The 22,724-nt window shown below is 67.7% G+C and carries 32 protein-coding genes and 2 pseudogenes; 17 read left to right on the plus strand and 17 right to left on the minus strand.

What is annotated here, in order from left to right; translation table 11 throughout:
• Positions 1 to 23: 23 nt before the first annotated feature.
• Complete coding sequence (locus ACT2CW_RS42075; RefSeq protein ID WP_445520387.1) at positions 24 to 602, minus strand: hypothetical protein; 579 nt, start codon at positions 600 to 602, stop codon at positions 24 to 26.
• Between the two features lie 428 nt (positions 603 to 1,030).
• On the opposite strand from ACT2CW_RS42075, the gene ACT2CW_RS42080 reads away from it, so the two are divergent.
• The 5 genes and pseudogenes from ACT2CW_RS42080 to ACT2CW_RS42100 form a co-directional block, all read left to right on the plus strand.
• Positions 1,031 to 1,669 (plus strand): ParB N-terminal domain-containing protein, encoded by a 639-nt coding sequence (locus tag ACT2CW_RS42080; RefSeq protein WP_445520388.1) that lies wholly within the window; start codon positions 1,031 to 1,033, stop codon positions 1,667 to 1,669.
• Positions 1,670 to 1,680: 11 nt separating this feature from the next.
• Positions 1,681 to 2,322 (plus strand): hypothetical protein, encoded by a 642-nt coding sequence (locus tag ACT2CW_RS42085; RefSeq protein ID WP_445520389.1) that lies wholly within the window; start codon positions 1,681 to 1,683, stop codon positions 2,320 to 2,322.
• 166 nt (positions 2,323 to 2,488) lie between these two features.
• Positions 2,489 to 3,031 (plus strand): annotated as a pseudogene (locus tag ACT2CW_RS42090) (GH25 family lysozyme); the annotation flags it as partial.
• The gene (locus ACT2CW_RS42095) at positions 3,017 to 3,334 is read left to right on the plus strand and encodes a peptidoglycan-binding protein (RefSeq protein WP_445520537.1); all 318 of its coding nucleotides are present in this window, start codon (positions 3,017 to 3,019) and stop codon (positions 3,332 to 3,334) included. The pseudogene ACT2CW_RS42090 and the gene ACT2CW_RS42095, both read left to right, overlap by 15 nt.
• A gap of 57 nt (positions 3,335 to 3,391) precedes the next feature.
• Positions 3,392 to 3,811 (plus strand): annotated as a pseudogene (locus ACT2CW_RS42100) (single-stranded DNA-binding protein); the annotation flags it as partial.
• An 81-nt stretch (positions 3,812 to 3,892) separates the two neighbouring features.
• Here ACT2CW_RS42100 and ACT2CW_RS42105 read toward each other — a convergent pair.
• The 3 genes from ACT2CW_RS42105 to ACT2CW_RS42115 all read right to left on the minus strand — a co-directional run bounded on the left by ACT2CW_RS42105 (position 3,893) and on the right by ACT2CW_RS42115 (position 6,510).
• Positions 3,893 to 5,437, minus strand: a complete 1,545-nt coding sequence (locus ACT2CW_RS42105; protein WP_445520390.1) for a hypothetical protein — start codon at positions 5,435 to 5,437, stop codon at positions 3,893 to 3,895.
• 34 nt (positions 5,438 to 5,471) lie between these two features.
• Positions 5,472 to 5,774 (minus strand): hypothetical protein, encoded by a 303-nt coding sequence (locus ACT2CW_RS42110; RefSeq protein WP_445520391.1) that lies wholly within the window; start codon positions 5,772 to 5,774, stop codon positions 5,472 to 5,474.
• Between the two features lie 67 nt (positions 5,775 to 5,841).
• Positions 5,842 to 6,510: an RNA polymerase sigma factor gene (locus tag ACT2CW_RS42115; protein WP_445520392.1), complete on the minus strand. Its 669-nt coding sequence runs from the start codon at positions 6,508 to 6,510 to the stop codon at positions 5,842 to 5,844.
• A gap of 266 nt (positions 6,511 to 6,776) precedes the next feature.
• Between ACT2CW_RS42115 and ACT2CW_RS42120 the strand changes: the two genes are divergently transcribed.
• The 4 genes from ACT2CW_RS42120 (at position 6,777) to ACT2CW_RS42135 (ending at position 10,484) form a co-directional block, all read left to right on the plus strand.
• On the plus strand, positions 6,777 to 7,007 hold the full coding sequence (locus ACT2CW_RS42120) for a hypothetical protein (protein ID WP_445520393.1): 231 nt from the start codon (positions 6,777 to 6,779) through the stop codon (positions 7,005 to 7,007).
• Between the two features lie 309 nt (positions 7,008 to 7,316).
• Positions 7,317 to 7,502: a helix-turn-helix domain-containing protein gene (locus tag ACT2CW_RS42125; RefSeq protein ID WP_164431055.1), complete on the plus strand. Its 186-nt coding sequence runs from the start codon at positions 7,317 to 7,319 to the stop codon at positions 7,500 to 7,502.
• Between the two features lie 166 nt (positions 7,503 to 7,668).
• Positions 7,669 to 8,904, plus strand: coding sequence for a tyrosine-type recombinase/integrase (locus ACT2CW_RS42130; protein ID WP_445520394.1), 1,236 nt, complete (start codon positions 7,669 to 7,671; stop codon positions 8,902 to 8,904).
• A 968-nt stretch (positions 8,905 to 9,872) separates the two neighbouring features.
• Positions 9,873 to 10,484: a GntR family transcriptional regulator gene (locus ACT2CW_RS42135; RefSeq protein WP_445520395.1), complete on the plus strand. Its 612-nt coding sequence runs from the start codon at positions 9,873 to 9,875 to the stop codon at positions 10,482 to 10,484.
• Between the two features lie 137 nt (positions 10,485 to 10,621).
• On the opposite strand, the gene ACT2CW_RS42140 is transcribed toward ACT2CW_RS42135, so the two are convergent.
• The gene (locus tag ACT2CW_RS42140) at positions 10,622 to 11,029 is read right to left on the minus strand and encodes a hypothetical protein (protein ID WP_445520396.1); all 408 of its coding nucleotides are present in this window, start codon (positions 11,027 to 11,029) and stop codon (positions 10,622 to 10,624) included.
• A gap of 147 nt (positions 11,030 to 11,176) precedes the next feature.
• Between ACT2CW_RS42140 and ACT2CW_RS42145 the strand changes: the two genes are divergently transcribed.
• Together ACT2CW_RS42145 and ACT2CW_RS42150 are read left to right on the plus strand one after the other, a co-directional pair.
• Complete coding sequence (locus ACT2CW_RS42145; protein WP_445520397.1) at positions 11,177 to 11,431, plus strand: GntR family transcriptional regulator; 255 nt, start codon at positions 11,177 to 11,179, stop codon at positions 11,429 to 11,431.
• 231 nt (positions 11,432 to 11,662) lie between these two features.
• A complete protein-coding gene (locus tag ACT2CW_RS42150; protein WP_445520398.1) occupies positions 11,663 to 11,791 on the plus strand; it encodes a hypothetical protein in 129 nt (42 codons plus the stop codon).
• Between the two features lie 244 nt (positions 11,792 to 12,035).
• Here ACT2CW_RS42150 and ACT2CW_RS42155 read toward each other — a convergent pair whose 3' ends face one another.
• Entirely contained in the window at positions 12,036 to 12,509 is a 474-nt protein-coding gene (locus ACT2CW_RS42155) for a DUF6233 domain-containing protein (RefSeq protein ID WP_445520399.1), read from the minus strand.
• Between the two features lie 78 nt (positions 12,510 to 12,587).
• Between ACT2CW_RS42155 and ku the strand changes: the two genes are divergently transcribed.
• Positions 12,588 to 13,361 carry a non-homologous end joining protein Ku gene (gene ku, locus ACT2CW_RS42160; protein ID WP_445520400.1) on the plus strand — a complete coding sequence of 258 codons (774 nt, stop codon included), beginning with the start codon at positions 12,588 to 12,590 and terminating at the stop codon, positions 13,359 to 13,361.
• Positions 13,362 to 13,436: 75 nt separating this feature from the next.
• Positions 13,437 to 13,718: a hypothetical protein gene (locus ACT2CW_RS42165; RefSeq protein ID WP_445520401.1), complete on the plus strand. Its 282-nt coding sequence runs from the start codon at positions 13,437 to 13,439 to the stop codon at positions 13,716 to 13,718.
• Positions 13,719 to 14,275: 557 nt separating this feature from the next.
• Here ACT2CW_RS42165 and ACT2CW_RS42170 read toward each other — a convergent pair.
• The 4 genes from ACT2CW_RS42170 to ACT2CW_RS42185 all read right to left on the minus strand — a co-directional run bounded on the left by ACT2CW_RS42170 (position 14,276) and on the right by ACT2CW_RS42185 (position 16,208).
• A complete protein-coding gene (locus ACT2CW_RS42170) occupies positions 14,276 to 15,310 on the minus strand; it encodes a tyrosine-type recombinase/integrase (protein ID WP_445520402.1) in 1,035 nt (344 codons plus the stop codon).
• Between the two features lie 48 nt (positions 15,311 to 15,358).
• Positions 15,359 to 15,670: a hypothetical protein gene (locus ACT2CW_RS42175; protein ID WP_445520403.1), complete on the minus strand. Its 312-nt coding sequence runs from the start codon at positions 15,668 to 15,670 to the stop codon at positions 15,359 to 15,361.
• A gap of 104 nt (positions 15,671 to 15,774) precedes the next feature.
• Complete coding sequence (locus ACT2CW_RS42180) at positions 15,775 to 15,963, minus strand: hypothetical protein (protein ID WP_445520404.1); 189 nt, start codon at positions 15,961 to 15,963, stop codon at positions 15,775 to 15,777.
• A gap of 50 nt (positions 15,964 to 16,013) precedes the next feature.
• A complete protein-coding gene (locus ACT2CW_RS42185; RefSeq protein ID WP_445520405.1) occupies positions 16,014 to 16,208 on the minus strand; it encodes a hypothetical protein in 195 nt (64 codons plus the stop codon).
• A gap of 393 nt (positions 16,209 to 16,601) precedes the next feature.
• Between ACT2CW_RS42185 and ACT2CW_RS42190 the strand changes: the two genes are divergently transcribed.
• From ACT2CW_RS42190 to ACT2CW_RS42205, 4 genes are all read left to right on the plus strand, one after another.
• Positions 16,602 to 16,919: a hypothetical protein gene (locus ACT2CW_RS42190; protein ID WP_445520406.1), complete on the plus strand. Its 318-nt coding sequence runs from the start codon at positions 16,602 to 16,604 to the stop codon at positions 16,917 to 16,919.
• A 35-nt stretch (positions 16,920 to 16,954) separates the two neighbouring features.
• The gene (locus ACT2CW_RS42195; protein ID WP_445520407.1) at positions 16,955 to 17,638 is read left to right on the plus strand and encodes a hypothetical protein; all 684 of its coding nucleotides are present in this window, start codon (positions 16,955 to 16,957) and stop codon (positions 17,636 to 17,638) included.
• Positions 17,639 to 17,713: 75 nt separating this feature from the next.
• A complete protein-coding gene (locus tag ACT2CW_RS42200; RefSeq protein WP_445520408.1) occupies positions 17,714 to 18,025 on the plus strand; it encodes a hypothetical protein in 312 nt (103 codons plus the stop codon).
• Between the two features lie 92 nt (positions 18,026 to 18,117).
• The gene (locus ACT2CW_RS42205) at positions 18,118 to 18,708 is read left to right on the plus strand and encodes a hypothetical protein (protein WP_445520409.1); all 591 of its coding nucleotides are present in this window, start codon (positions 18,118 to 18,120) and stop codon (positions 18,706 to 18,708) included.
• Positions 18,709 to 18,759: 51 nt separating this feature from the next.
• Here the strand turns inward: ACT2CW_RS42205 and ACT2CW_RS42210 are convergent, their stop codons facing one another.
• The 7 genes from ACT2CW_RS42210 to ACT2CW_RS42240 are packed head-to-tail and all read right to left on the minus strand — an operon-like array spanning position 18,760 to position 22,555.
• Positions 18,760 to 19,038 (minus strand): phage fiber-tail adaptor protein, encoded by a 279-nt coding sequence (locus ACT2CW_RS42210; RefSeq protein ID WP_445520410.1) that lies wholly within the window; start codon positions 19,036 to 19,038, stop codon positions 18,760 to 18,762.
• Between the two features lie 5 nt (positions 19,039 to 19,043).
• On the minus strand, positions 19,044 to 19,901 hold the full coding sequence (locus tag ACT2CW_RS42215; protein WP_445520411.1) for a hypothetical protein: 858 nt from the start codon (positions 19,899 to 19,901) through the stop codon (positions 19,044 to 19,046).
• A gap of 27 nt (positions 19,902 to 19,928) precedes the next feature.
• Complete coding sequence (locus ACT2CW_RS42220) at positions 19,929 to 20,375, minus strand: hypothetical protein (RefSeq protein WP_445520412.1); 447 nt, start codon at positions 20,373 to 20,375, stop codon at positions 19,929 to 19,931.
• 19 nt (positions 20,376 to 20,394) lie between these two features.
• Positions 20,395 to 20,748, minus strand: coding sequence for a hypothetical protein (locus ACT2CW_RS42225; RefSeq protein ID WP_445520413.1), 354 nt, complete (start codon positions 20,746 to 20,748; stop codon positions 20,395 to 20,397).
• Between the two features lies 1 nt (position 20,749).
• A complete protein-coding gene (locus ACT2CW_RS42230) occupies positions 20,750 to 21,175 on the minus strand; it encodes a hypothetical protein (RefSeq protein ID WP_445520414.1) in 426 nt (141 codons plus the stop codon).
• A complete protein-coding gene (locus ACT2CW_RS42235; protein ID WP_445520415.1) occupies positions 21,175 to 21,501 on the minus strand; it encodes a hypothetical protein in 327 nt (108 codons plus the stop codon). Before ACT2CW_RS42235 ends, ACT2CW_RS42230 begins: the two co-directional genes overlap by 1 nt.
• 7 nt (positions 21,502 to 21,508) lie before the next feature.
• Complete coding sequence (locus tag ACT2CW_RS42240; protein ID WP_445520416.1) at positions 21,509 to 22,555, minus strand: N-acetylmuramoyl-L-alanine amidase; 1,047 nt, start codon at positions 22,553 to 22,555, stop codon at positions 21,509 to 21,511.
• Between the last annotated feature and the right edge of the window lie 169 nt (positions 22,556 to 22,724).

A 22,724-nucleotide genomic window follows, 5' to 3' on the forward strand; every position in this document is an offset into this window, starting at 1 on the left:
GCCGTCGTACGGCCGGTACGCGCTTACTGCTCGCCGTCGCGGACCGAGGCGGCAGGAAGCATCGGAATGCCGCGCAGCAGTCCGTCGAGCTGCCCCTTGTGGTACGCCTCCAGCACGGCTTCCTGACCGCCGGGCTTCCAAGAGAGGGTCACGGTGCCGGTGGGCTTGCCACCGGGGATGTGGTTGACGCCGGGGATCACCTCGCCGGTGAGCTTGTCAACGACGGTGTCACTGTCCTTGTCGTAGGTGGCGCGCTTGAGCATGGCGTCACGGAACGCGGGCCGAGCCTGGATGATGACCTCGATCTCGCCGTGCTCCTCGGCAAACGCGGTGAACGCTTCCTCGTCGCCGACCTCGTACTTGTCCTTGGAGATGGCCACCGTGTGTGTAGCGACCGCGATGCCGTTGACCTTGGCGTCGACGCTGCGTTGGCCGGTGGGCCCGTCGTAGGCATCGAGGAGCGGGGCCTTGACCGTGGCGATCCGATCGTCGATCGCGGGGACGACGTGCGCCTTGAACAGCTTGGCGAAGACCGAGAGCAGCGCCGCGTCACTCAGAGGCAGGGCAATGTCCGGCTTCTGATCGGCGTCCTCGTGCGACATCCTGGTCCTTTCTCGCCCAAGGCTACGCCCAGGGCTTTTCGGGTCTTCCCCAGGCGGGGTGCAGAGGGCGTTGCCAAGAAGTACGACAGCCGCCGGAATCTGTTACACCTAGGCCCGGGAAGCTGGGTTGCTCTCCCAGCCACTCCAAATAGTACAGCACGCGTTGATCGGCGCGTGAAAGACGCCTCCGCGACACAAACTGCCTGTGCCCCCTACCTTCCGCTCGGCTCGCCAGCCCACGGTGACGTCGCCTCGGCGCTGGCGGGCCCCGGGGCCGCCCCATCCGGAACGAGGCGACCCCGGCCCGGCGGCAGGCGCGGCCCGGCCATGAGGCATGCCCCGCTTGCGAGGCGGGGCGCCGCGGTTGAAGTCCGCGGGCTCGCAGACCGCGCTCGCCGTCGGCATTCTGAACCGCCGGAAGGATCGCCGTGACTGAGACCGTGCCCGCGCCTCGCTACACCACCTACGTGCCCCTGACTGACCTCGCCCCCGCGCCCGGCAATCCCAAGAAGCACGAGGTCGAACGGATCATCGAGAGCATCCATACGCACGGCTTCGTCGACCAACCCATTGCTGACGAGCGCACTGGCACCATTCTGGGGGGACACGGCCGCCGCGAGGCCCTGATAGAGATGCAGACCCGTGGGGAACGCCTGCCCACCGGTCTGCTCCTGGACAACGATGGCGGATGGCTCGTCCCCGTCCAGCGGGGCTGGGCTTCCCGATCCGACGCCGAGGCCAAGGCGCTGAACATCAAGCTCAACAAGATCGGGGCAGACGGCGGTTGGCGACCTCGGGCCCTCGCCGCGTACCTCGAAGACATCGTGACCGCCGACGCCGAGCTGTTCGACTCGCTCGCGATCCCCGAAGACGAACTTGAAAGCCTGCTGCGCCGAGTTGACCCGGAGACCCTGCCCGGCGCCATCAACGAGGACCAGGCCGTGCTGCACCATCCGGACGACGGCGGAGACGGTTTGGGGAGAGAGAAGAGGCTCAGCCCCGACGATGGACGCGCCCCGCTGACCACCTGCCCAGCCTGCGGCCACGCGTTTACGCCCAACCGCTGAGGAGCCGCCCCATGTCCGCGCGCCGCAAGCCCCACCGCTCGAAGGCGGGCCGCCCCACCCTGCTTTCCGAAGACGTCGAGGCCCGCATCATCGCTGCCTCGCGCATCGGCATTGCCGTCGAACTCGCTGCCGAGGCGGCTGGCATCTCCAGCGCGACCTACCGTCGGTGGATGGCGCGTGGCCGTGCCGAAGTCGCCGCGCGCGAGGATGGTCAGGTTCCGAACCGTGACGAGGACCCCTATGTCGAGCTCTTCTCGAAGGTCCGCACCGCCCGTGCCATGGCCGCAGCCCGAGCTATGGCTAATGTGAGGCGCGTCGCTGACGGCGGAATCGTCACCAAGGTCACGACGAGGAAGTTCCGTGACCCGGAGACCGGCCAGATCGTCGAGGAGGTCACCGAGGACCGCACGGCCCCGGACTGGCGCGCCGACGCCTGGTATCTGGAGCGGCAACACCGCAACCACTACGGCAAAGACGCCGCGCTCGCGATCGAGATCACCGGCGTGGACAGAGGCGAACCCGCGCAAGAGGAACGCATCGACCTCGGCGCGCTCGCCGAGCGGCTGAACAAGACCCTGTTCGCCGTGCAGTACCCCGATCCGCCAGAACTTGAGGACGGCAGCCTCGTCGAGGCCGAGGTAGTCGAAGGCTGAACGCCGTCATGGTGGTGCCCATGCCCAGCGCATCCATGGCCCCATCGTGTTCCCGCCCGTCACGGCCGAGTCCGCCAAAGCCCGCGGATGGCAGCACGCGACACTAACCCCCCGCACCAGTCACGGTGCCGTCTCCATTCGCATCGGAGGAGGCAGTACCGTGACCATCAAGGGCATCGACGTCAGCGCGTACCAGAGCGCGACGTTCAGCACCAAGAGCATCGACTTCGTCTTCGTCAAGGCGACTGAGGGCCGCTCGTACGTCAACCCCCGGCAGTCCGCCCAGGCCGCGCATGCCCGCGACGCCGGGTGCGTCGTCGGCTTCTACCACTTCCTGTGGCCGGGCAACATTGAAGAACAGGCCCGCTACTTCGTCGAGAAGTGCGCGTCCCACGAGGGAGACGTGCTCGCCGTCGACTGGGAGAACACCAGCTCCGGCACCCGCGCGTCGTGCGCGGAGAAGGACCGGTTCATCCGCGCGGTGAAGAATCTCCGCCCCACACACAAGGTGATCTTGTATGTGAACCGCGATTTCTGGCTGAACCGGGACACGACCTCGTACGCGGGGGACGGCCTATGGATCGCCGACTACGTCCCGGCAGGCAAGCCCCGCATCGAGGCGAAGTGGCTCATCCACCAGTACACCGATAAGCCGCAGGACACGAACGTCGCGAAGTTCGCCAGCCGGGCCGCGATGAAGACGTGGGCCGCTGGCCGGGCCCCGTCGAAGGACGACGAGCCCGCCGACGACAAGCCGAAGCCGAAGCCGACTCCGCCGCCGTTCCCCGGCCGGGACAAGTTCGGCCCCGGTAAGAAGAACCGGTATGTGCAGCAGTGGGGGCAGCAGCTCGTCAAGAAGGGATTCGGCAAGCACTACCGCGTCGGCCCGTCGGAGGAGTGGGCCGATGCCGACCGGCTGAACACGCGGGATCTACAGCTTGCCCACAAGGAGCTGAAGGGCGACGCGGACGGCCTGCCCGGTCCGCTGACCTGGCGGATCGCATTCTCCTGACCGCCCCCGGTCGGCCCGCCTCGCGCGGGCCGGCCCAGTCCCGAAAGGGCCGCTCCTGTGGCAGGCGAAACCGTCATCACCTTGACCGGCAACCTGGTCGACGACCCCGAACTTCGCTTCACCCCCTCGGGCGCCGCGGTGGCCAAGTTCCGCGTGGCCTCGACTCCGCGCACCTTCGATCGGCGGACGAACGAATGGAAGGACGGCGAGAGCCTGTTCCTGACGTGCGCAGTGTGGCGCCAGGCGGCGGAGAACGTCGCCGAGTCGCTGACCCGCGGCACCCGCGTCATCGTGCAAGGACGCCTGAAGCAGCGCTCCTACGATGACCCGGAGGGCATCAGACGCACCGTGTTCGAACTCGATGTCGAGGACGTCGGCGTGAGCTTGAAGACCGCGACGGCGAAGGTCACCAAGACCGGCGCTCAGCGCGCGGCCGCGCCTGCGGGCCGTCCGGTGGCCGATGCCCAGTGGGCGGGCCCTCAGCCGCCGTTCTAAGCCGAGGCGGCACCTGCGACGCGCCGCGCGGTGGACGAGTCCTCCACGCGGCGCGTTGATGTTCTACTCGGCCGGGGCGTTCCCGGCTTGCGGCAACGCCAGCCGTTCACTGTCCGTGTCTCCTGCGGTGGCCGCCACGGAGGTATCCGTCGTGCCCGGGTCGGACATGACCGGCTGCTGGGTGGTTTCGCCGTCACTCCCGGCAAAGGGCCGTGGGTCAGTTGGTGCAGGCTCCTGCTGCTGCGGCAGCGTCTCGGTATCCGATGGTGTCGGGTCGGCAGGGGGCGTAGGCGCCTGCTCCGGCTCGGGCGGCGTACCCTTGCTGGGCGACGAGGTCGAGCCCGGCGTGGGCGTCCCCTCGTCCGGCTCCTGCGTCTGCGTCGTCTCGATTGGCTTCGGGGCCGACGTTGGATCGGTTCTGGGCGTTGTGGTCTCCTGCGTAGACCCGGACACGCCACTGCTTGTGGGAGTCGGCCCCGAGGCCGCAGGGTCGACGACCGGCACCACGGGCGTGTTCGTGCTCGGGTCTGGCGCCGTTACCACCCCAGACGGTTCGATCCCCGCAGCGAGCGCCACGATGTCGTCCTCCCCCACACTCATGCCAGGGGGAGAGTGATGAGTCACGCCGAGCACTGCTTGGGCGGCCATCAGCAGGGGGGTATCGATCGGGACGTCCTGCGGTGCGGACAGGATCGTGTGCACATCCTGTTCGCCCAGGCCCAGGGTGCCCAGGGTGAGTGCGGCCAGCCGGGGTGGCAGTGGCTCGGCGACGTCCATGGGGGGCGCGACGGACGGCACTTTCTTCGGCCCGGAGCGCAGCAGCTTCAGGTACTCCTTCAGCCGCTCCTCGTCCGTGCCCCAGAGCACGTACCGGCCCACACGGACCAAGTTGGGGTACAGCTCCTGAGATCCGTCTTGCTTCGTCCACGTGCCCGCGTATTCGGTGTCTGTGAAGATCCGCAGCCCAAGCCGCTCCGAGCCGTACGAGAAGGTAAAGATGGTGCTGTCCGGGCCGGTGGCGGCCTTGGTGGACATCACCATCCCGTCGGCGTCGGTGCACTCCGCCTCTAAGTTGTCGATCGGGTTGCAGTCAATCTTCCCAGCGGTCGAAAAGTCCATGAACTTGGGATCGTCAAACGGCTCCGCCGTCTTCGTCCCGGTGGAGCTCGAGCTTGTGTCCGGGGTGCTGGCCGCCGTACCGACTGTGCCGCTGCTGGTGAAGTGCCCCAGCGCCCAGGACCCGGCGAGCGCGGGCAGCAGCGCCGCAGCGATGACCCACCTCTTGGCGCGGCCGCGTGGGCGCGCCAGCTCGGACGGCTCGGCCGAGGGTAGCCGGACGTCCACAGGCGGAGCGGGCTCGAACGGGGCCAGCAGCTCGTCGAAGTCTTCGAACTGACCGCACTCGCGCACCATCCGCTCGACCTGCTCCAGCGGTAGGTCCGGCATGGCAGAGCTGACCTGGCGCACTGCGGAGTCGAAGCTCTGCGGGGTCAGAAACAGGTGCCGCTCACCGTTCATGGTGACCACGCCCACGTCAGTGAGCTGTACGTCATCTTCATCGTCCGGATTGAGGACGTGAATCTGAACCGGCGGCACGGACGAGGTCACGACCGCTCTCCTCGCACGAGGGGTATCGCGCTGCTCAACTCTGCCGATCTCTTTCCTTGCTCTGAAGGATGCGCGCGATGCGGGCAGCCGTCTGCTCGGCGCGCTCGGGCGTGATGTCCTCGATATCTGTGAGGACGAGGTGGCCGCCGTCGGGCATCTCGATCTCCGCACGGTGGATCTCCGGCTCTTCAAGGCCGTCGCCGGTTCCGGCGTCCTCGCGGGCCTCCTGGGGAGTCTGGGCACGCGCATACTCGCGGAGCATCGCATCCCTGGTGGCGCGCACCGTCGCAGGATTACGTCGGTAGCCGGGGCTCAGCGCGCCCGCGGCGGCCAGCATCTGGCGAGTCTCCTCATCGTGAGGGATGGGCCCGCCGTCAAGCGCCCGCTCCAGGCGCTCGCTCTGCTCAGCGCGTCGCGACATGCGCCATCGCCTCTCGTGTCTCAACCCGTGTACCGACAACTCTGTTTCTGCCCGCTGCCGCCGTCAGAAGCTCCTCAACCAGCTGGGAAGACGACTCCCCAGCCGGCATGACCTCGGCGAGCTTGCGCAGCGACCGTACCGTCAATGTACGGACAGCGCCCTCCGTCTTCCCCATGATCAGTGCGATGCGCCCCGAACTTAGTCCGTCGAAGAAGCGCAGGATCAGAACCTGCTGCTGCTGGGGTCGCAGCTTATGCATGTGGGATGCGACGGCTTGGGCCAGTGCACGCCTTTCGGCGTAATCCTCCGGGCTCTGGTCGACGCGCGGCCGGTCGAGCTCGAGGTGATCGGCGTACAGCACTTCCGAGGGGCGCCGCTGCACGGAGCGTAGGTAGTCGAGCGTGGTGTTTCTGGTGATCGTGCGTAGCCAGCCCAGCAGGTTCGTGCCTGGCCGGTACTTGCTGATGTTCCGGGCGACCTTCAGCCAGACTTCCTGGCTCAGGTCCTCCGCGACGTGCCCGTCGCGGACGTAACGCCGCACCCAGTGGTACACGGTGCCGTTCAGCTCGTCGTATAACGCCGCGATGGCGTCGGCCCCGTCCTCCCCGCCTGCTGCGGCGCGTCTGGCCAGGGATTCCAGAATGTCGGTCACGGCGTGATGCCCCCCAAGAACCGATGCTGCACTGACCCCCTGCAACGCCGCCCTCGGGTTCACCCTCCACTGCTCCCCCACAGGAGGAGGACTACCTTCCGGTGCGACGCTGAGGCAGCATAACCGACCTCTTACGAAATGCGCCGAACAGGTTAGCGATACCTTGCGACGCACACTGTGGTATATGGTGCCGACGCAGGCCGGGAGAGCAACCCGGCACGGCCTAGACCCGAAGCGAAAGGACCGCGGCTATGCCGCCCCCGTTCATGACCGCCACCGACCGCACCCTCATGCTCCTGCCGTTCGACAAGTGGATCTCCATCGACGCGGTCGCTCGGCGAGCCAAGATCGACAAGGACACCGCCCTCAGCGTCATGCGCGCAGGCCGACGCCGCGGCGTACTGCGCACGCGCGGAAAAGGAACGGCCCAGCAGGTCATGCGCGTCCACCCCGGTCCGCGCCGCACGATCCAGCGTTCCGCAGAGCCCGAGCGGTAGCGACCAGCACGCCGCGGGCTCCACACGCGAACCGTTGCCTGCCGGTGATTCGACAGCGAACACGGCACCCGGCGCGCCCAAGATCACCGATGAAGGTCGACAGCATCCGAGGTGTCCGCCACCGGCCCGACCGACCGCCTCCAACGCTTCCGTCACACCCCGTAGCGACGTCGGCGGACACGTTGGACTTCCCGCGGGTGTAACAGATTCCGCTGATTCACGTACTTGTCGGTGCCGGGCTGAACGCAACCGGCTCCATCCGGCCGGATCGGTCCGCCGGGGAACATCTGCGGACGAGAAAGGACGACTATGCCTCGCGGCGGTTCCAATGCATTGCTGAGTTTCGAGACAATTGCCGAGCGGATGGAACTCACAAAGCGCACCGTTCTCGATAACTATCGGAACTGGGAAATCCCCGTCGTGCGCATCAGTGATCGCATCCTTCGCGTCCGGGAGCGCGATTTCGAGGCATGGCTCGACGCGCGTACGGAGTGAATTCCGCACACCGACGGGAGTGTCATAGCCGCGAATAGGGGATGCAGCACCGACCGTTCCACCCCTCGCCCGACTGCTTGACCAGTCATGGCTGCGCCTACGTAGAGTCCAACTCCCCTGGCCAGGGAGTCACCTGAGAATCAACCAAGATCGCGAGAGGCGTCCCGTGGCACGCAAGCCCACTGTCTACAAGCGGTGCGACTGCTCCGACCAGAACAGGCCCAAAAAGGACGGATGTAACCACAGTTGGAGCTACAACCTCACGAACAGCGAGGGCAAGCGAACGCGCGCCACGATTCCCGATTCCGTCGGCATCACTCAGGCCCAGGCGCAGGCGGTTCTGGACGGAATGGCTCCCGGCGCAGCCCCCGAGCCCGTCGAAGCGAACCTCACCTTCCGGCAGTGGGCGGCTGACTGGCTCAGCAGGCGCCGAGTAAAAGACTCCAGCCTGGAGAAGTACGAGATAGCCATCCGCGTGCATCTCAATCCTCGCTGGGGGAGACAACGTCTCAGAGCCATCAAGAAGGCCCAGGTCGAAGCCTGGGTGCAGGAGATTGAGAACGACGAGAGTGTCGCCAACTCCACTGGAGAGGGCCACTGGAAGGTCTTCCAGATGGTCATGAAGGACGCCCTTCAGAACGGGAAGATCAGCTCCAACCCGACCTACGAGGTCGACGGGCCCTACGTAGGCGAATCGCCGTCGTACGTCTTCAGCCCGGACGAGTGCTGGGCGATCTACGACGCGTTCCCTGAGCGTTACCGCCTCATCCCCATGTTCGGTTTCGCCTGCGGCAGTCGGCAGGCAGAGGCGTTCGGTGTATGCGACGACGTCCTCGACTGGGCCCGAAGCCTGCTCACTCTGCACCGACAGGTGCTCAAGACCAAGGAGACTCGCTACAAGCGCCTCCTGGTGGACCGCCTGAAGACGAGCCCTCGCATCAACTCGAAGGATGTGCCGATGCCTCCGTACCTCATTGAGGCCGCTGGGGAGCATATGGAGCGCTTCCCACCTCGGGCCACGGAGACCGTGTTATGGGAGCACAGGAAGAAGATCGACGACTGTAGGCGCGGCTCGGCACGAGCACTCTTCTGGACACCGCGCAACAACCTGATGTGCCGGAACTACTTCAACGACGACCTGTGGAAGCCCACGCTGCTGAAGCTGGGCATCAAGGACGAGGATGGGAACCTTCCGACCTTCCACGACCTTCGACACACCTTCATCTCCACGTGCCTCCAGAACGGGATTCCGGAGCACACTGTGGCCGCGTGGGTGGGCGACTCCGTCGACGAGCTTCGGCGCACGTACAGCCACCTTCTGAAGGACCACGCCGACACGCACGGGGCGGTAGCCGCCGGCCTGACGGCGCGGCCGAAGCTGTCCGTCGTACGCGCGGCATGATGATCTACTTCCGTCCTCGCCCCCCAAGGGCGCGGGGCTGAATCTCAGCGGGGCTGAGGCCGAGACCGGCCTCAGCCCCGCTCCCGTTTCTCGGCCCACCGGCTGCCCCCTCACTCGCGTCGGCATCCCCCTCCACTGAGCAGAGCTATCGGAGAGGTACAAGGCAGCAACGACTGCATCGCGTGCTCGGGCACTGCGGCGAGGCACCCAGACGGCCCAGGCCAGAAGGCCACCCCGCAGGTCAGACCCCGCGCCCGCTGAACTCCGGTCCCGTGTCCCGTGGCTACTTTCATGGCTACGTACGTAGCCGCGCGACCCCGTTTGAACCGGTACGGACCGGGGTCTGAACAAGCTCACGTTTCCATGAAAAAAGGCCCCTGACCAGCAATTTCCCTGATCAGAGACCCCTAGCGGCGGACGAGTCGGCCTGTACGCCGGGTTCTGTCTCCCGGGGGTTTCTGCCTCGGTCGTCGTATGTGGCGTTGCCGCTGACCTGCACTTTTGGTGTCTGTGGGTGTCGTCGAGTTTCGCTGGGTTTCGTGCTCGAACTCCCCCGGTTCTCCCCAGCGGCTCCCCGGGCACTCCCCGCGCTGCGACCTGAAGGGCTACCGTTCATTGCGGCAACCGCCTCGCACCCTCGAGGTGCGAGGCGGCGCCTGACCCGGCCGGGGGGACGTGCCACCCCTGGCATCCCGTCCCCGGCCGGGTCGCTCAAGCGTGGGGAGGCGGCACTAATGCCCGTACCCACGTTCCCCGGCCCTCATCATCGACAGTCCACGTTCACCCATTCAGGTGAACGCGTGTGCGATTTTCTGGGCACCCTAACCCCAACCCTGCCGCGGCACCACCAAAGGTGACGCAGGGTTTCATCCTCACCAGCCATCGTGACCGTATCTTCCGGCCGGAAGATTTTCGACCCCTCTCTAGCGTGACACCTTCATGATCGTCCGCTGTTGGGGGCCTGCTAAATGGCTGGTGCGCCGTATCAGCGGCTCGCCGCCCACCTCCGGAGCCTCATCCAGAACGGCGACTGGCCGCCCGGCTACCGCATCCCCTCGCACGCCCAACTCCAGACCGAGTACCACGTTGGCCGCGGCGTCGTCGAGCACGCCATCGCCCAACTGCGGCGCGAAGGACTCCTCGAAGGGGTCCGCCGCACCCGGCCCACAGTCGCCTACCCTCCGCCTGTGCGCACCCTCGTGTCGGCGGACGTCGACTGGCCCGCCCATCAGGATGCGAAGCGGGCCGAGAGCCGGCCGATGACAGACGTCGACCTGGCCGTCCGCCTCGGCGTTCCCCCCGGAACCCGCGTGTCCTGCACGGCGGTCGAGATGGTCGACGGCAGCGGTGTCACCGTGGGTCTGTGCACGACGTGGCGGCGGGGCCGGCGCCGAGCGCACGCCTTCTACCGGTGCGAGGTCCAGTCGCATGCGGTCACCGCCGCGGAGGCCGAGTTGACGGGCCTTGCTGCTGGTGCCGCGGCGTTCCTGCTTCAGCGCATCCGGTATGCCGCAGATGGCCACCCGGTTGAGGCATCTGACCTGGTCCTTCCTGCGGATCGTTGGCGCCTGCGCATGTAGGTTCCGGGCAGGACTGGTGGGGGCGTTCGCGCCGCGCGGCGCCGCCTTGTTGACGCCATAGTCAACTCGGGTAGATGTCGCCAGGGAAGAGGGTTGCGCTAGATAAATGCATCCCCCACGAACCTGTCACGGGTTGTTTAACCCCTGGCCAGAGGTGCGGTCGGACAGGCAGGCGAACAGGCCCACAGTCGGCATCCGTCGACCGCACCGAGGAAGCGGCAGGCATAGAGCGTGAGCCCGCAGATGGCGCAAGCATCGCCGGCGCGCTGCTCGGGGCTGAGCCGGCCCGGGTCGGGGAGCTCAACGAATTCGGCCCATGCGCATCCGTTTCGGCTGATGCCGCAGTGGTCGGTGTCGGCGAGTGCGAGGTACAGGATGCGGCATTCGGCGTTGGTGAGCTGGGGTGGGAGGTCGGCCTCGATGCGGGTGCGCGGGCCGTCCACTGTGACCCGCGGCGTGGTTCCGGTGAGTGCGGCTAGTCGGGCGGCTACGGATTCGGCTCGGGGGCTGCTGTGGTGGCGTGGTCCGGTCGTAGGCTCCGTCATGTCTGCCTGCTCTCTCCAGGTGGGCCATGCCCCCGGGCCGGTCGCACGGTCGCGGGGGTCCATAAGCTACCGCTATATGGAGCAGTATGGTGCAGTAGGCCGCTCTCCATACGTCTGTGCAGCTCAGCGGCGTTCTACGTTGCTGGCATGGACGAGTCGCCTATCGACCCCACGGCGCCTGTGTATGTGTATGTGCAGGTGGCTGATCGCATCGCTGCGCAGATCGAGTCTGGTCGGCTGCGGCCGGGTGCGCGGCTGGCTGGTGAGCGGGATCTGGCCGAGGAGTATGGGGTGGCGGTCGGCACGGTGCGACGCGCGGTGCAGGAACTGCGGGAGCGAGGGCTGGTGCTGACCCTGCCCGCGAAGGGCACCTTCATCGCGGAGCCCGAGCCGGACGCCTGAATACGGGGCCCGCTGTCACACCCGGCCCGTAGTCTTGTTCGCATGCCCGAGACCCCTACTCCCCTGCCTTCCGCGCCTGCTGCTGCGGCGAATGAGGCGATCCGCCGGTTCATGGCGGAGCGGGCAGGGCGGCCCCTGTTCGAGGCTGAGCGGGCGGAGTATGCGCGGCTGGTGGTGGCGTGGGCGGCAGCTCAGCGGGGCGATGTCACTGCGGCGGCTTAAGATCCGGCCGTGAGTGATATCGACAGATTGATCGAATTGCAGCGGGCCTCCGACGCCGAGCACGCCAAGCTTCAGGGCCTGGACGGCGCGGACAGCGGCCGAGACCGTGCAGGCCGCCATCACCGAGGCTGCGGGTGACGGCAACCGGCATGAGCTCGAGGCGAAGGTGAAGAAGGCCGCCCGGCACCCGGAGACCGGGAGCTGACATGCCGCCGCCCCGCCGGGTCGACGGGGCGGTTCGCATCCGAGTAGCTGCGCAGCCCACGCAGTAAATCGGATAGATGCTTCAAGGGTACGTGGGGGTACCGACAACGCCCGGGGCGCGAAGTGGCCCCCGCCGACGGGGGATGCGGCGAGGGCCAGAACCAGTGTGGCACGGCAGTCAGCGGCGCAGGGCCTTATCGGGTCGGCACACGTCGCACCGCACGACAGTCTCGCGGGCGAGCCGCTCCACAGCATCCTCGGTCGTGATGCGCTCATGCTCGCCTCTGACCTGCCAGCAGTCCCGGCGGTGCAGGCGGCGAGACGGATCCTCCTCGGCGTACTGGTGGAGCTTTTCGATCACCCACTGCCTGCCCGAGATCGCTCCATCCCTGGGCACCGCGCTGTAGTCCTCCCCGGGGATCGGGGTTACCCGGTCGGCGGCCAGGGTGATCGCGGTCGGGGCCCCGGTCGGGCGGCTGCGGCCGTCAGCGTCCTCGAAGCGAGCGGGAAGGATCGCCTCGGCCTCGCACCACCATTCGCCATCCGGGGTGCGGGTCCAGCCGGTGACGATCACGTCCAGCCCCTGACCATCGGGGAGCGCCGCCCGCGCCCACGGCCCGGCCTTCGACCGCCACTCCTCCTCCGCATCCATAAATCGGATTCTAGTTCGAATACCCGGATGGGGGCTGCCCAGGGGCGACCCACACCACGGCCGCCTTACCGTCGGAGCATGCGGGCCATCTGGAGCGGAACCGTGAGCTTTGGCCTCGTAGCCCTGCCCTGCCAGCTCTTTGCTGCCACCGAAGAACACGGCCCCGGACTCCACACCGTGCACGCCGCCTGCGGAGGCCGCATCCGACACCGGCGCGTCTGCGAACTCGAAGGAATCGAGGTTCAGCAGGCCGATATCGCCAGAGCCTGGGAAGCCCCCGACGGACGCCAGGTCATCCTCCGCGACACCGACCTCGAAGCCCTGCCGCTGCCCACCAAGCATGTCATCGAGGTCTTGGGCTTCGTCGGCACCGAGGAGGTCGACCCGATCCTCTACTCCCGGCCCTACTGGATCGGCGCCACCGGCGCCGGAGCCCAACGCCCATACGCCCTGCTGGTAGAAGCCCTCTCCCGCAGCGGCAGGCTCGCCATCTGCAAAGTCGCCATCCGCAGCAGGGAGCGTCTCGCCGCGCTCCGGCCGCGGCACGGCATGCTGCTCCTACAGACCCTCCTCTGGCCGGAGGAGGTACGCGACCCTGGTGACCTTTCCTCCCCCACGCCGCTCACCGACCGGGAGCTCGCCATGGCCGAGGTGCTCATGGATGCGCTCGCTGGAGTCGACATCGAAGAACTGCACGACGAGTACACGGCAGCCCTCAACAGCTTGGTCGATGCCAAAGCATCCGGCGGCGAACTCGCGGTGCGACCCGAGCCGGCGCCCGCAGTCGACCTCATGGCCGCGCTGGAGGAGTCCGTGCGGGCCGCCAAGCGAGCGCGCGGCGAGGATACCTGAGCCGTCCTGCGTCACTCGCTGAAGCGTGGGCACACGAGGGTGGACCTGAGGGGGGCCTCCCGAAGGAGCATCGTCGTGATCAAGAAGCTGCACGATATCGGCCTGCGCTCGGAGCACGCCTACACCGCTGCTGTCGCCTCCATCGGCCTGTCCATGTTCACCTGGGCTGCCTCGCTCCGCGCCGAGCCCGGCAGAGGCCTCGACCGTGCCGACCGGTGGGGCATCTTCGTCGGCGAATGGGCACCCACCTTCTTCGGTCTCGGCCTCGCCCTCTCCCACTACGAGCAAGAAGAAGGATCGCTCATGGGCAAGGCGCACGCAGACGGGGCACGGAAGCGGGACGTGGTAGGCGCATAGGGCCGACAGCACGAGCGCCCGTCCTCAACCTCGGAGGACGGGCGCAAGGCGATTGCTGGGTCGCGACTCCAGCTCGACGGCCGATCGGGCGACACCCCATGGGTGCCGTACCGCCGTTGATCGCAGACCTACACCGGGCAAGGGGACCGGGTCAGCCCGCACAACCAGTGTCGCACGAGGGGCCGACAGTGGCGGGCAGCGGAACGCCCCGTCCTGTCCGCAGCTCAGGACGGGGCGGGTCCCTGGACGGGGAGGGCCGCGGTCAGTGTGCGCCTGGGGCTGCACAACAGGCAAGGGTTGGGCGCCGCCCTATCGGGCGAGGTAGCGCATAACGTCCGGACTATTGGCGGGGGTCCTCGGCGCACAGCGGGTTCGCTCGCGTCCACCGCATGACCTCTTCGAACTCCCCGTTACATAGGGCGCAGCCGGACGTCAGCTCGTCATGCCCGTGCTCCCAGCGGGCACGGATGTCGGCCGCTTCCCGGCTCCAGCGCTCGGCGTGATCGGTCATAGCCCGATGTCCTCGCTGACGGCATCGGTCCACTTGTCGGCCACGGTCACTTCTCCTCTTCTTCGGGCTGAAGTCTCGCGGCGAGCTTCGATGCGAGGGCGTAGGCGGGGTGGTTGTCGAGCTGTCGGCGGCGCCGGTTGTACCGCTGGGTGGTGCGCGGGTCGGAGTGCGATACGGCGTCCTGGACGTCCTGCAAGGGCACCCCGTTGGCGAGGTTGTCGGTGATGAACTGGTGCCGCAGCGTGTGGGGCTTGATCGTGGCGGCCTGTGGGATTCCGGCTCGGCGGGCGAGGACGCGCAGGTGCTTCCAGACTTCGGGCTGGGTCCAGCGGCGGCCGGCCTCGGTGGTGAAGAGCGGCCCGTCCTCCCGGTCGCCGAGGTAGGCGAGGAGCGCGTCGAGGGCCAGCGGCGGGACGGGCGCGGGTCGCTTCTTCCCGCCCTTCTGGGTGAGCGGCAGGGTGCGGTGGCCTCGGTCGTAGCCGAGCTGGTCGGCGTTGAGGGAGAGGAGTTCGTCGACGCGGGCGCCGGTGAGGTAGAGGAGCATGACGAGGGCGTAGGAGCGGGGTGCCCAGTCGCGTGCGGTCTCGATGAGCCGCATCGTCTCGGCCTCGGTCATGCCTTCGGTGGGGCTGTAGTCGGGGTCGACGTAGGGCCGGTTGACGGCGGCGAACGGGTCGCTGTCGACGGCCTTGAGGCGCGCGGCGTAGGTGTAGAAGCTCCCTGCGGCGGCGAGGGCTTGTGCCTGGGTGGTCTCGGCGGGCGGCTTGCCGCTCCTCGTGGGTGTCTTGGTGAGGTGTTTGGCGTAGGCGTCGGCGAGCGGCAGCTTCGCCTGGAGCGGGTGGATCTTGCTCTTGCGGGCGTACTCTTCCCACGCCTTGAACGTCCGGACGTAGGCGCGCCGTGTGTGCCGGGACTTCTGCCGGGCGACCCAGCCGCCCGCGATGGTGGGGAGCGGGTCGCGGTCGCCGTAGATGCCAGCGAGGTGGTCGGCGAGTGCGCGGGCTTCGTCGGGCCAGTCGTCGCGGGGGTCGTGCCGGTCGGTCGACATCTCCGCCGACGGGCGCGGGACGAGGTCCGTCACGGCCGCCACTCCTCCTCGTCGAGCTGAGTACGCAACCACTTCGACAGGTCATCCACCGATCGTCACCTCACTGAGCCGGTGGCAGACGCACAGCCACGCTCCGGTGCCGTGTGACAGAGAGCAGTCGGCGGGGTCGGGTGCGGTGCATCGGCATGCTGCGTCGCGACTGTACGTCTTCCAGGCGATGGGGTCGTACACAGACTGGGTGGCCTGTGGATCGTTGCGCGGATCGCTGCCGATGATCTCCTGGAGTGCCGTGTAGGCGTCGGCCTGATCCGTCGGATCTCCCGAGCACAGCTTGATGGTCATCTCTTCGCGCAGACGATCCATCTCGGCTGCCTTTGCTTCGTCGAAAGTCATGGCCTCTCCTTGTCGAGGTCGAGTTCTGTTGCGGGCGTCTCAGAGTCTGTTGACGGCGGACGATGGCCGACAGTGAAGGCGACCTTCTGCGCGGCCTGGATCAGTCACTCCTCACGCCCCAGGCTCTTGAGGTCAGGGTGGTGTCGCCACATCAGGATCGCCTGAGTGTCGAGCACGGCTTGACCGGCGGGTGTCGGTTCGACCGGCTTGAAGCCCTGCGCGTACTCGCAGTCCGCGTCTTGGCATGCGTGGTCGTCGCCGCCAGGCCAGTAGATCAGCGGCGTCTTGTGCACTGGGCAACGACACCGATCGGTGCAGCGGTGTGGGCGCGGAACGAAGGCGGTCATGCAGCCTCGTCCTCACCGGACTCAGGGGCGTACCGCTCCTGCTCCTCTTCCATATAGGGGTAGCCCAGGTAGTAGCCGACCCAGGCGGTCTCGATGTAGGTGTGGGAGCGACACGGCATGCAGGCCGCGTACACGCGGCCCTTGTCGAGATCGGGCTGGCGAACCACCACGCGGCCGGATTCGTCGAGCATCTGTGTCTCGAAGACGAAGGAGAGCGGCTGCCACTGATGTTCCCCGTTTGCGGTCTTCGGGCACTGGGTGGCCGATCGGTCTGTGTCTGCCCCTCCGTTGCGGAGTGGCCGGTGCCGTCGAGCATCGCAGTCTGGGTGCCCGCACTTCTCCCAACCCCAATCGTCGCCGTCTCGCAGCCAGTAGTGCTCCCCCTTGTGGGTCCCGCTGCCGTACATACCGCCTCCAGTCTTGTATGGGATAACTGTCATTATCAACCATCGAGTTGATTGATCGCCAGGCCCCAACTGGGCGACCTTCCATGAGTGGGGTTATGGAAGGCGAGCCATATGTTCGACCCCTCAAGTCTTGGCATTAAGTCTTGACTTGCTGTTAAGGCTTGCTACCTTGAGTGCATGCCCAGTAACGACAAGCCCCGCCTCCTACCCACCGGCAACTGCTGGTGTGGCTGCGGGCGCGAGGTCGGCCTCGGGAAGTTCTTCGCCCAAGGCCACGACAAGGTTGCCGAGTCCGCGCTCATCGCCCTCAAGTACGAGGGCAGCGTCCCCCACTTCCTCCACGCCCACGGGTACGGCCCCCAGCACTCGGTCACTGGGGACGCTGTGGAGAAGACCGACTGGATCGAGTGCGACGGGTGCACCACCCGGCCTGGCTACCGGGGAGCGCCCGCCAGCGTCGCCAAGCACAAGCGCAAGTACCACCGCGAGCAGTGAGGGCGCCGACCATGAGTGGTAGGGAAGGGCCAGCCATGGGCCTGTTTGCGAAGATCGCCAAAGGGGTCGTCAAGGTCTCCCGACGGCGCATTGGTACTGCCATTCCGGCGGGCAAGAACGCGGGGTGGCACACCGTCCTGTGGGTGGACGGAGAGCCGTATCCGACGCGCCATTACGTGCACTACGACCGGGGCGACGGGCCGTTGTGGGACCTGCCCGCAGAGACGCTCCATCAGATGCGCGCCATCCATGAGGCCGCTCACGCCGTCGCGGCCCTCGATGGCGGCGCACATCTCCACTACGCACAGATCCAGGCTCCAAGCGGGAGCGAGGGCGACACCGACGGGGCCACAGGCGCTTGCGGCCATAGCACCGGCGAAGACGCCGCCGCCTACACCGGGGCTGGCGAGCGAGCCACAGACCGGTGGCTGCGCGAGACCGGTCTGTGGACCCCGGCCCGCGCCATGTGCGCCGAGGTTGCGGCCCGCCACGACCGGGCGGGATTTCTCAGCCTCAACCCGCACTTCGGGTTCGGCGACCGAGGTGCGGCCGATTACCGGCTCGTCCACGATCTGGCCGACCGCATGATCGACCGCCGCTGGGGAGCCGTCACCGCCGTCGGTGCCGTTCTCGCGCGGCAGTTGCGCTTGGAGGGTGACGACATCGCCGACCTCGTCCGCATCCCTAACGGCGCCTGTGCGTGTCGCGCAGGGAGTTGACCAGGCCGCCCCGGACCGCCCTGCCCCCGCCCGCCGCGTGTGGGTCCGCCGCACCACCAACACAGAGGAGAAACCGTGAACCAACCGACCACAACCACCTTCGCGTGGTGCTTCAGCCATGGGCGACTGCACCACTTCGACGACGAGCCCTGGTGCACCGCGACGTGGGCCGTTCTGCCCGGCACCACCGAGGCGGAGGCGCTGGCTGTCAAGGAGGAGTGGTACGGCGACGCCGAGTTCCTCCACCAACTGCCCGACGAGCAGCAGATCGCCCTCATCGACGCCCACCGCAGCGCGCCGGAGGCCGCCGCCAGCACCATCAACACTGGGCTCGACACACTGTTCCGCCGCCTCGGACCCCCGCCCGCCGACACCAAGGAGAAGTGACCCCACGCACCAGCGCCGCCCCGCCTGAGGTAAGCAGGCGGGGCGGCTGCGTGTCAGGGTAGCGGGGCGGCGAACACGGGCATGATGCCGGGATGGATGAGGGGTGGGCGGCGGTAGCCGCAGGGGTAGCCGCGTTCCTCGGCGCCGTCGCGTCGGGATGGTACACGGGCCGTGCCGCCAGGCAGGGTGCCGAGAAGGCGGCGGATGCGGTGCTGCGCCAGGTTGTCGACCAAGGCGCGATCGAGCACGGGCACTGGCTCCGGAACCAGCGGCAGGAAACGTATGTCACCTACATCGGCGAGTGGGATCGGGCCCTAGCGGCCGTGGAGGAGCAGTGGGAGCGCGCTCGCCTCAGGATCGGCGGACCACCACAAAGTGATGGCATCCAGGCCGCAGACATCAGAGACGAACTGGACCGGGCCACGATCAGTGTTGAAACCTGCTACGAGCGGCTGATGGTGTTGGGCCCGGAAAGCGTGGAAGAGCGAGCGCTGGAGTTGCTGGGAGATCTCCAGGACCTGCGTCTCCGCGCGTGGGAGATGGCCGGGGACGTCACCGGCGGCCGGGCCGGGCCGATTCACGACGCGTGGACGCAGACGCGCAATTCGATGCATGAGAGTCGGGCGGAGTTCCTGTACGCAGTACGGGACGTTCTGGGTGCTGCACCGAAGCCGCGCGCATGATCCGCGTCGACCCGTCCCTGCCGAAACGGGCGGGCCAGCATTCTCCGCTCCTCACCGTTCGCCGATCGTGAGGTAGATCGACCGCTCGTCGATCAGCCCCCCGGCAGTGGTGATCTGGCAGACCATCGCGTAGGCGGCATCAACGGTCCCACCCGAGACCCGCTGGGTGACGGCGGTGTCGCCAACAGTAGGCGCCCCGACAGCCGTGAGCCCGGCAGGCACAGTGACCGTCGCAGTGCTGATGGTGTCGGAGACGTCAGCGAGCCACGCGGACCAGTCCCACGTGTAGTCCAGGAGGGCCTGCGGGTCTTTGACAAAGTTGTTGGGCACGCGGCCTACCTCCGGACTTCTAGGGTGCGGTGTTCGGCGGCCACGACGAGGCGCCGGTTCTCGGCGGGGATCTGGTAGGTGCGTTCCGGGCTGGGCACGGTGGTGGACGGCACAGTGAGCAGACGCGCTGTGTCGACTTCGACCGCGGTCCCGAGCGTGGCGGTCTTGCCGCCGGTCAGCGGCCGGGCCGTCTCGGCGGCGGTGGCTGTGCCGAGTGTTGCCGTGACGAGCCCGGTGAGAGTTTGTGCGGTGGCCGTCTCGGCGGCGACGCCGGGCGTGGCTGCCTTGGAGCCCGTGAGCGGCTGGGCGGTCTCTACCGCGGCCGCGACACTGAGGGTTGCGCCGGCGGTCACGTCTGCGGCGGTGAAGTTGTCGTAGCGGATCGCGCCGGCCGAGTCGGAGCGGATGCCGACGCTTGTGCCCGTCGCGACGCCGGTGTCCGTGACGCTGACCCGCTCGATCCCGTTGACGTATCCCTTGACGGTTGTACCGACGGCCTGGACTTTCGCGACGTCGCCTGGTGCCGCTGCTGCCGCGTAGGTGCCGATGTTGGTGAACGATCCGCCGACGACGCTGAACAGGTCCCAGCTCGAGCCGTTGTTGCGCCACAGGTAGCCCTGACTGATGTTCGCGTTGCCGCGGCACCAAACACCCTGACTCGCCGTGGTGGTCGCCGCGATGGTGACCTGCGCGTAGTGGTCGGAGGTCGCCATCGCGCCCGCGGCCCGCAGGATGATCGTGCCGCCCGCCGCGCCTGGGGAGAGTTGGTTGGAGACGATCGACCAGTCGCCGGATACCTCCACCCACCCGGCGCCCAGGTCGGTTGAGTCGGGCCTGTTGAAGTCGTCGCTGAAGCTCGTCACGGCATGCTCCCGGCGGTCCGCCCGCCGTTACGCGGCGGAGTTGGCCCTGGCGAAGTCCGCTATGGCGAGGGTGAAGTTGTTGCCGTCCGGCGACCAGCTGATGTCGTGCTTGGTGAGCGGGATCACCGCGGCGTCGCTCGGCGTAGTGGTGTCTGGCACGTAGCCGATGACGACTGCACCGACCGCGTTGCCGGTTGGTGACGTCCAAGTGACGTCGGCCGCGTCGAGCGTGACCCGGTCGTTGGTGTCGTCGACGGTGGCGGTGACGCTGGCGAGCGTCTTCCTGCCGATGGTCGTCTGCTCGTTGGTGGTGCCCGCCACGACGTCGGCGAGGGTGTCCTTGTCGCGGAGGACGGCGTCGGTCTCCAGCCCGCTACTCTCCAACGGCACCAGGATCAGCGCGTCGTTCGCGGCAGGCAGGGACGTGTAGTAGGCGAGCCGCCCGAGAGCGACATTGAAAACGATGTTGGACATGGCGGTCTCACTCCGGTTCTTACACGTCCAAATTGCGGATGTACTCGCGGGCCTCAGTGGGTATCGGATTCGGGGCGGGCGGTTCCATGCCGCGCTGCCGGATGTAGCCGGTCAGGCCGCGCACCCGGCCGAGGAGCCATCCGATGGCGGCGTCCTGCTGGCCGATGCGTTCCCGTTGCCGCTCCGCCTCCGTCTCGCGGTCCTCCATGCGCTTCTCCAGGCGCTGGATGGTCTTCTCCATCTGCCCGGTGACCGCACTGAAATCATCCCGGCGCTCTTGGCGTCTGGTGCGTCTCGCGGATCTGGCAGCGACGATGCCGCCGACCGCGCCCACCAGGCCCATGCCGGCCTGTACCCAGGTGTCTACGCCCACGTCAGGGCCCCTTTACGCTCTTGGGCCTCGGGGGCTCTGGCCACCCGGCAGCCACGATCACGGGCAGCGCGATCAGTCCCCAGACTGCCGCCGCAACCCACCCCCGCGGGTATTCGCCCGTCATCCAGCTGATGAGGTAGCTGGTCATCCACGGCAGCACGATCAGCGGCAGGGCCAGGAAGCCGATCGCATCCACGCCTTGCCGTAGCCATGCGGCGACCATCGCGACGAGTCCGCAGATGAGCCACGCGCAGCCCCATGCCCACAGAGGCATGACGTTCAGTGCGGGCTGTAGTCCGCGCTGGTCTGGCTGCGGGGAGGCGATCTGGGCGTAGCCGATGAGCGACCATACGGTGCCGTAGGAGAGGAGGATTGCGCCGCGGCGGCCCAGGGCACGGGCGAACCGCCGGGCCACCCGGCGCGGCATCAGACGCCCTGTATCGGGCTGGCCTTCGACGTGACGAGCGTGTCCTGCGCCTTGCTGCTGACGCCGGTGGGCTTCCACAGGCCGAAGTGGGCGAGGACGGCGGTGCCGAAGGATACGAGGGTGAGGACGACGGCGGTGCCGAGGTCGTAGTCGGGGCCAGGGTTGGCGAGCTCCACGAGGAAGCCGTTGGCTGCGGTGAGGGCGAGGAGGAGGACGGCCTTGGTTCCGGCGTGGGTGACGCGGGTGGTGACGAGGCCGACGAGGACGGGGAGGACGACGCTGATGAGCAGGCCGAGCCAGTAAGCCTTGTCGAGATGCGCGGTCATGGGTGTCTCACTTCCAGTAGAGGCCGCGCACGCGCGACGTGGTGATGGTGACGGACTTCTCGTCGCCGGAGGTGGCGGGGAAGTACGCGACTTCGAACCTGAGCTTCTCGCTGGCGGCGATGGATCCGGCGTGGGGGAAATCGGCGAAGGTGGTGCCCGCGGTGGTGGGGCGTTCGACGATGCCCGAGTCCCACCTGCTGCCGTCGGTGCGCTGGTGGTAGAAGCGGCCCTGGAGGGTGCCGCCTGCGGATGCGCCGTCGATGGTGAGCATCACGCTCGCGGTGTATGCCTTGGCGCCGGTGACGATGTCGGTCTTGTCGACCGTCATGGTGGTCCACTTTCCCGGCACGAGGGGCCGGTCGGTGGTGTTGTACAGGCCGAGCGTGCTGGGCACGTCACTCTCCTCCTGCTGCTGGGGCGTGGGCGTCTTGGGTGTGGTGGGCGCCGGGGTGCTGCTGCCGGGGGTCTTGGCGAGGAGTACGCGGACGCGGGCCCGGAAGTCGCCCATGTCGAAGGTGGGGTCGATCTTCCCGGGCTGCCATTCCTTGTGGCCGATCACCGACCGCTCGGACCAGCCGTGTTTGCGGCACAGGGCTGCGGCCCAGCGTGCCGCTGCGTCGACCTGGGCTTCGGGCCAGGGGTCCTTGCCGTTGCCGAGGTTGATGAGCTCGATGCCGTAGAAGGCGCGGTTGCCGTCGGTGTTGGCCTCGTTGTCCGGCGGCAGCGCCCGTTCGTCGATGACCGCTTGGAGGACGTCGTCGTCGCCGAGCCCGGCGTGGTTGGCGCGGCCCCAGCCGACCATGAACAGGCGGCCGTCCTTGGCGCCGACGGTGTGGCATAGCGGGCCGGGCAGGCTGGCGTGCCCGTCGTAGCAGAGGGCGACCGAAGAGTCGGTGCCGGAGGTGACGGTGTGGTGGATCATTACGCCGTGCACCGGGCCCCACGCGCCGTGGCCCTCCCGGTTGTGGGTGCGCCAGTCCCGGTATTCGACGACCTTGCAGCCCTCGGCTTTCAGGGCGGTGAGCGCCTGGGCGGCGGTGAGTGGTGTGGCCATGCGGGATCCCCTAACAGACGTCTCCTTCGAATCGTAGACCGTTGCACTACTTTTTCCTATGAATCCAAGGCATAGAGGTATTCTGGCGGTGGGTCACGGTCCGACCCTGTGGCGGGGCATGGCCGTGCGGGTCCACGCCCCGCCACACCAAAACCCGCACAACCCGCAC

Source organism: Streptomyces sp. NEAU-174, from assembly GCF_052665095.1.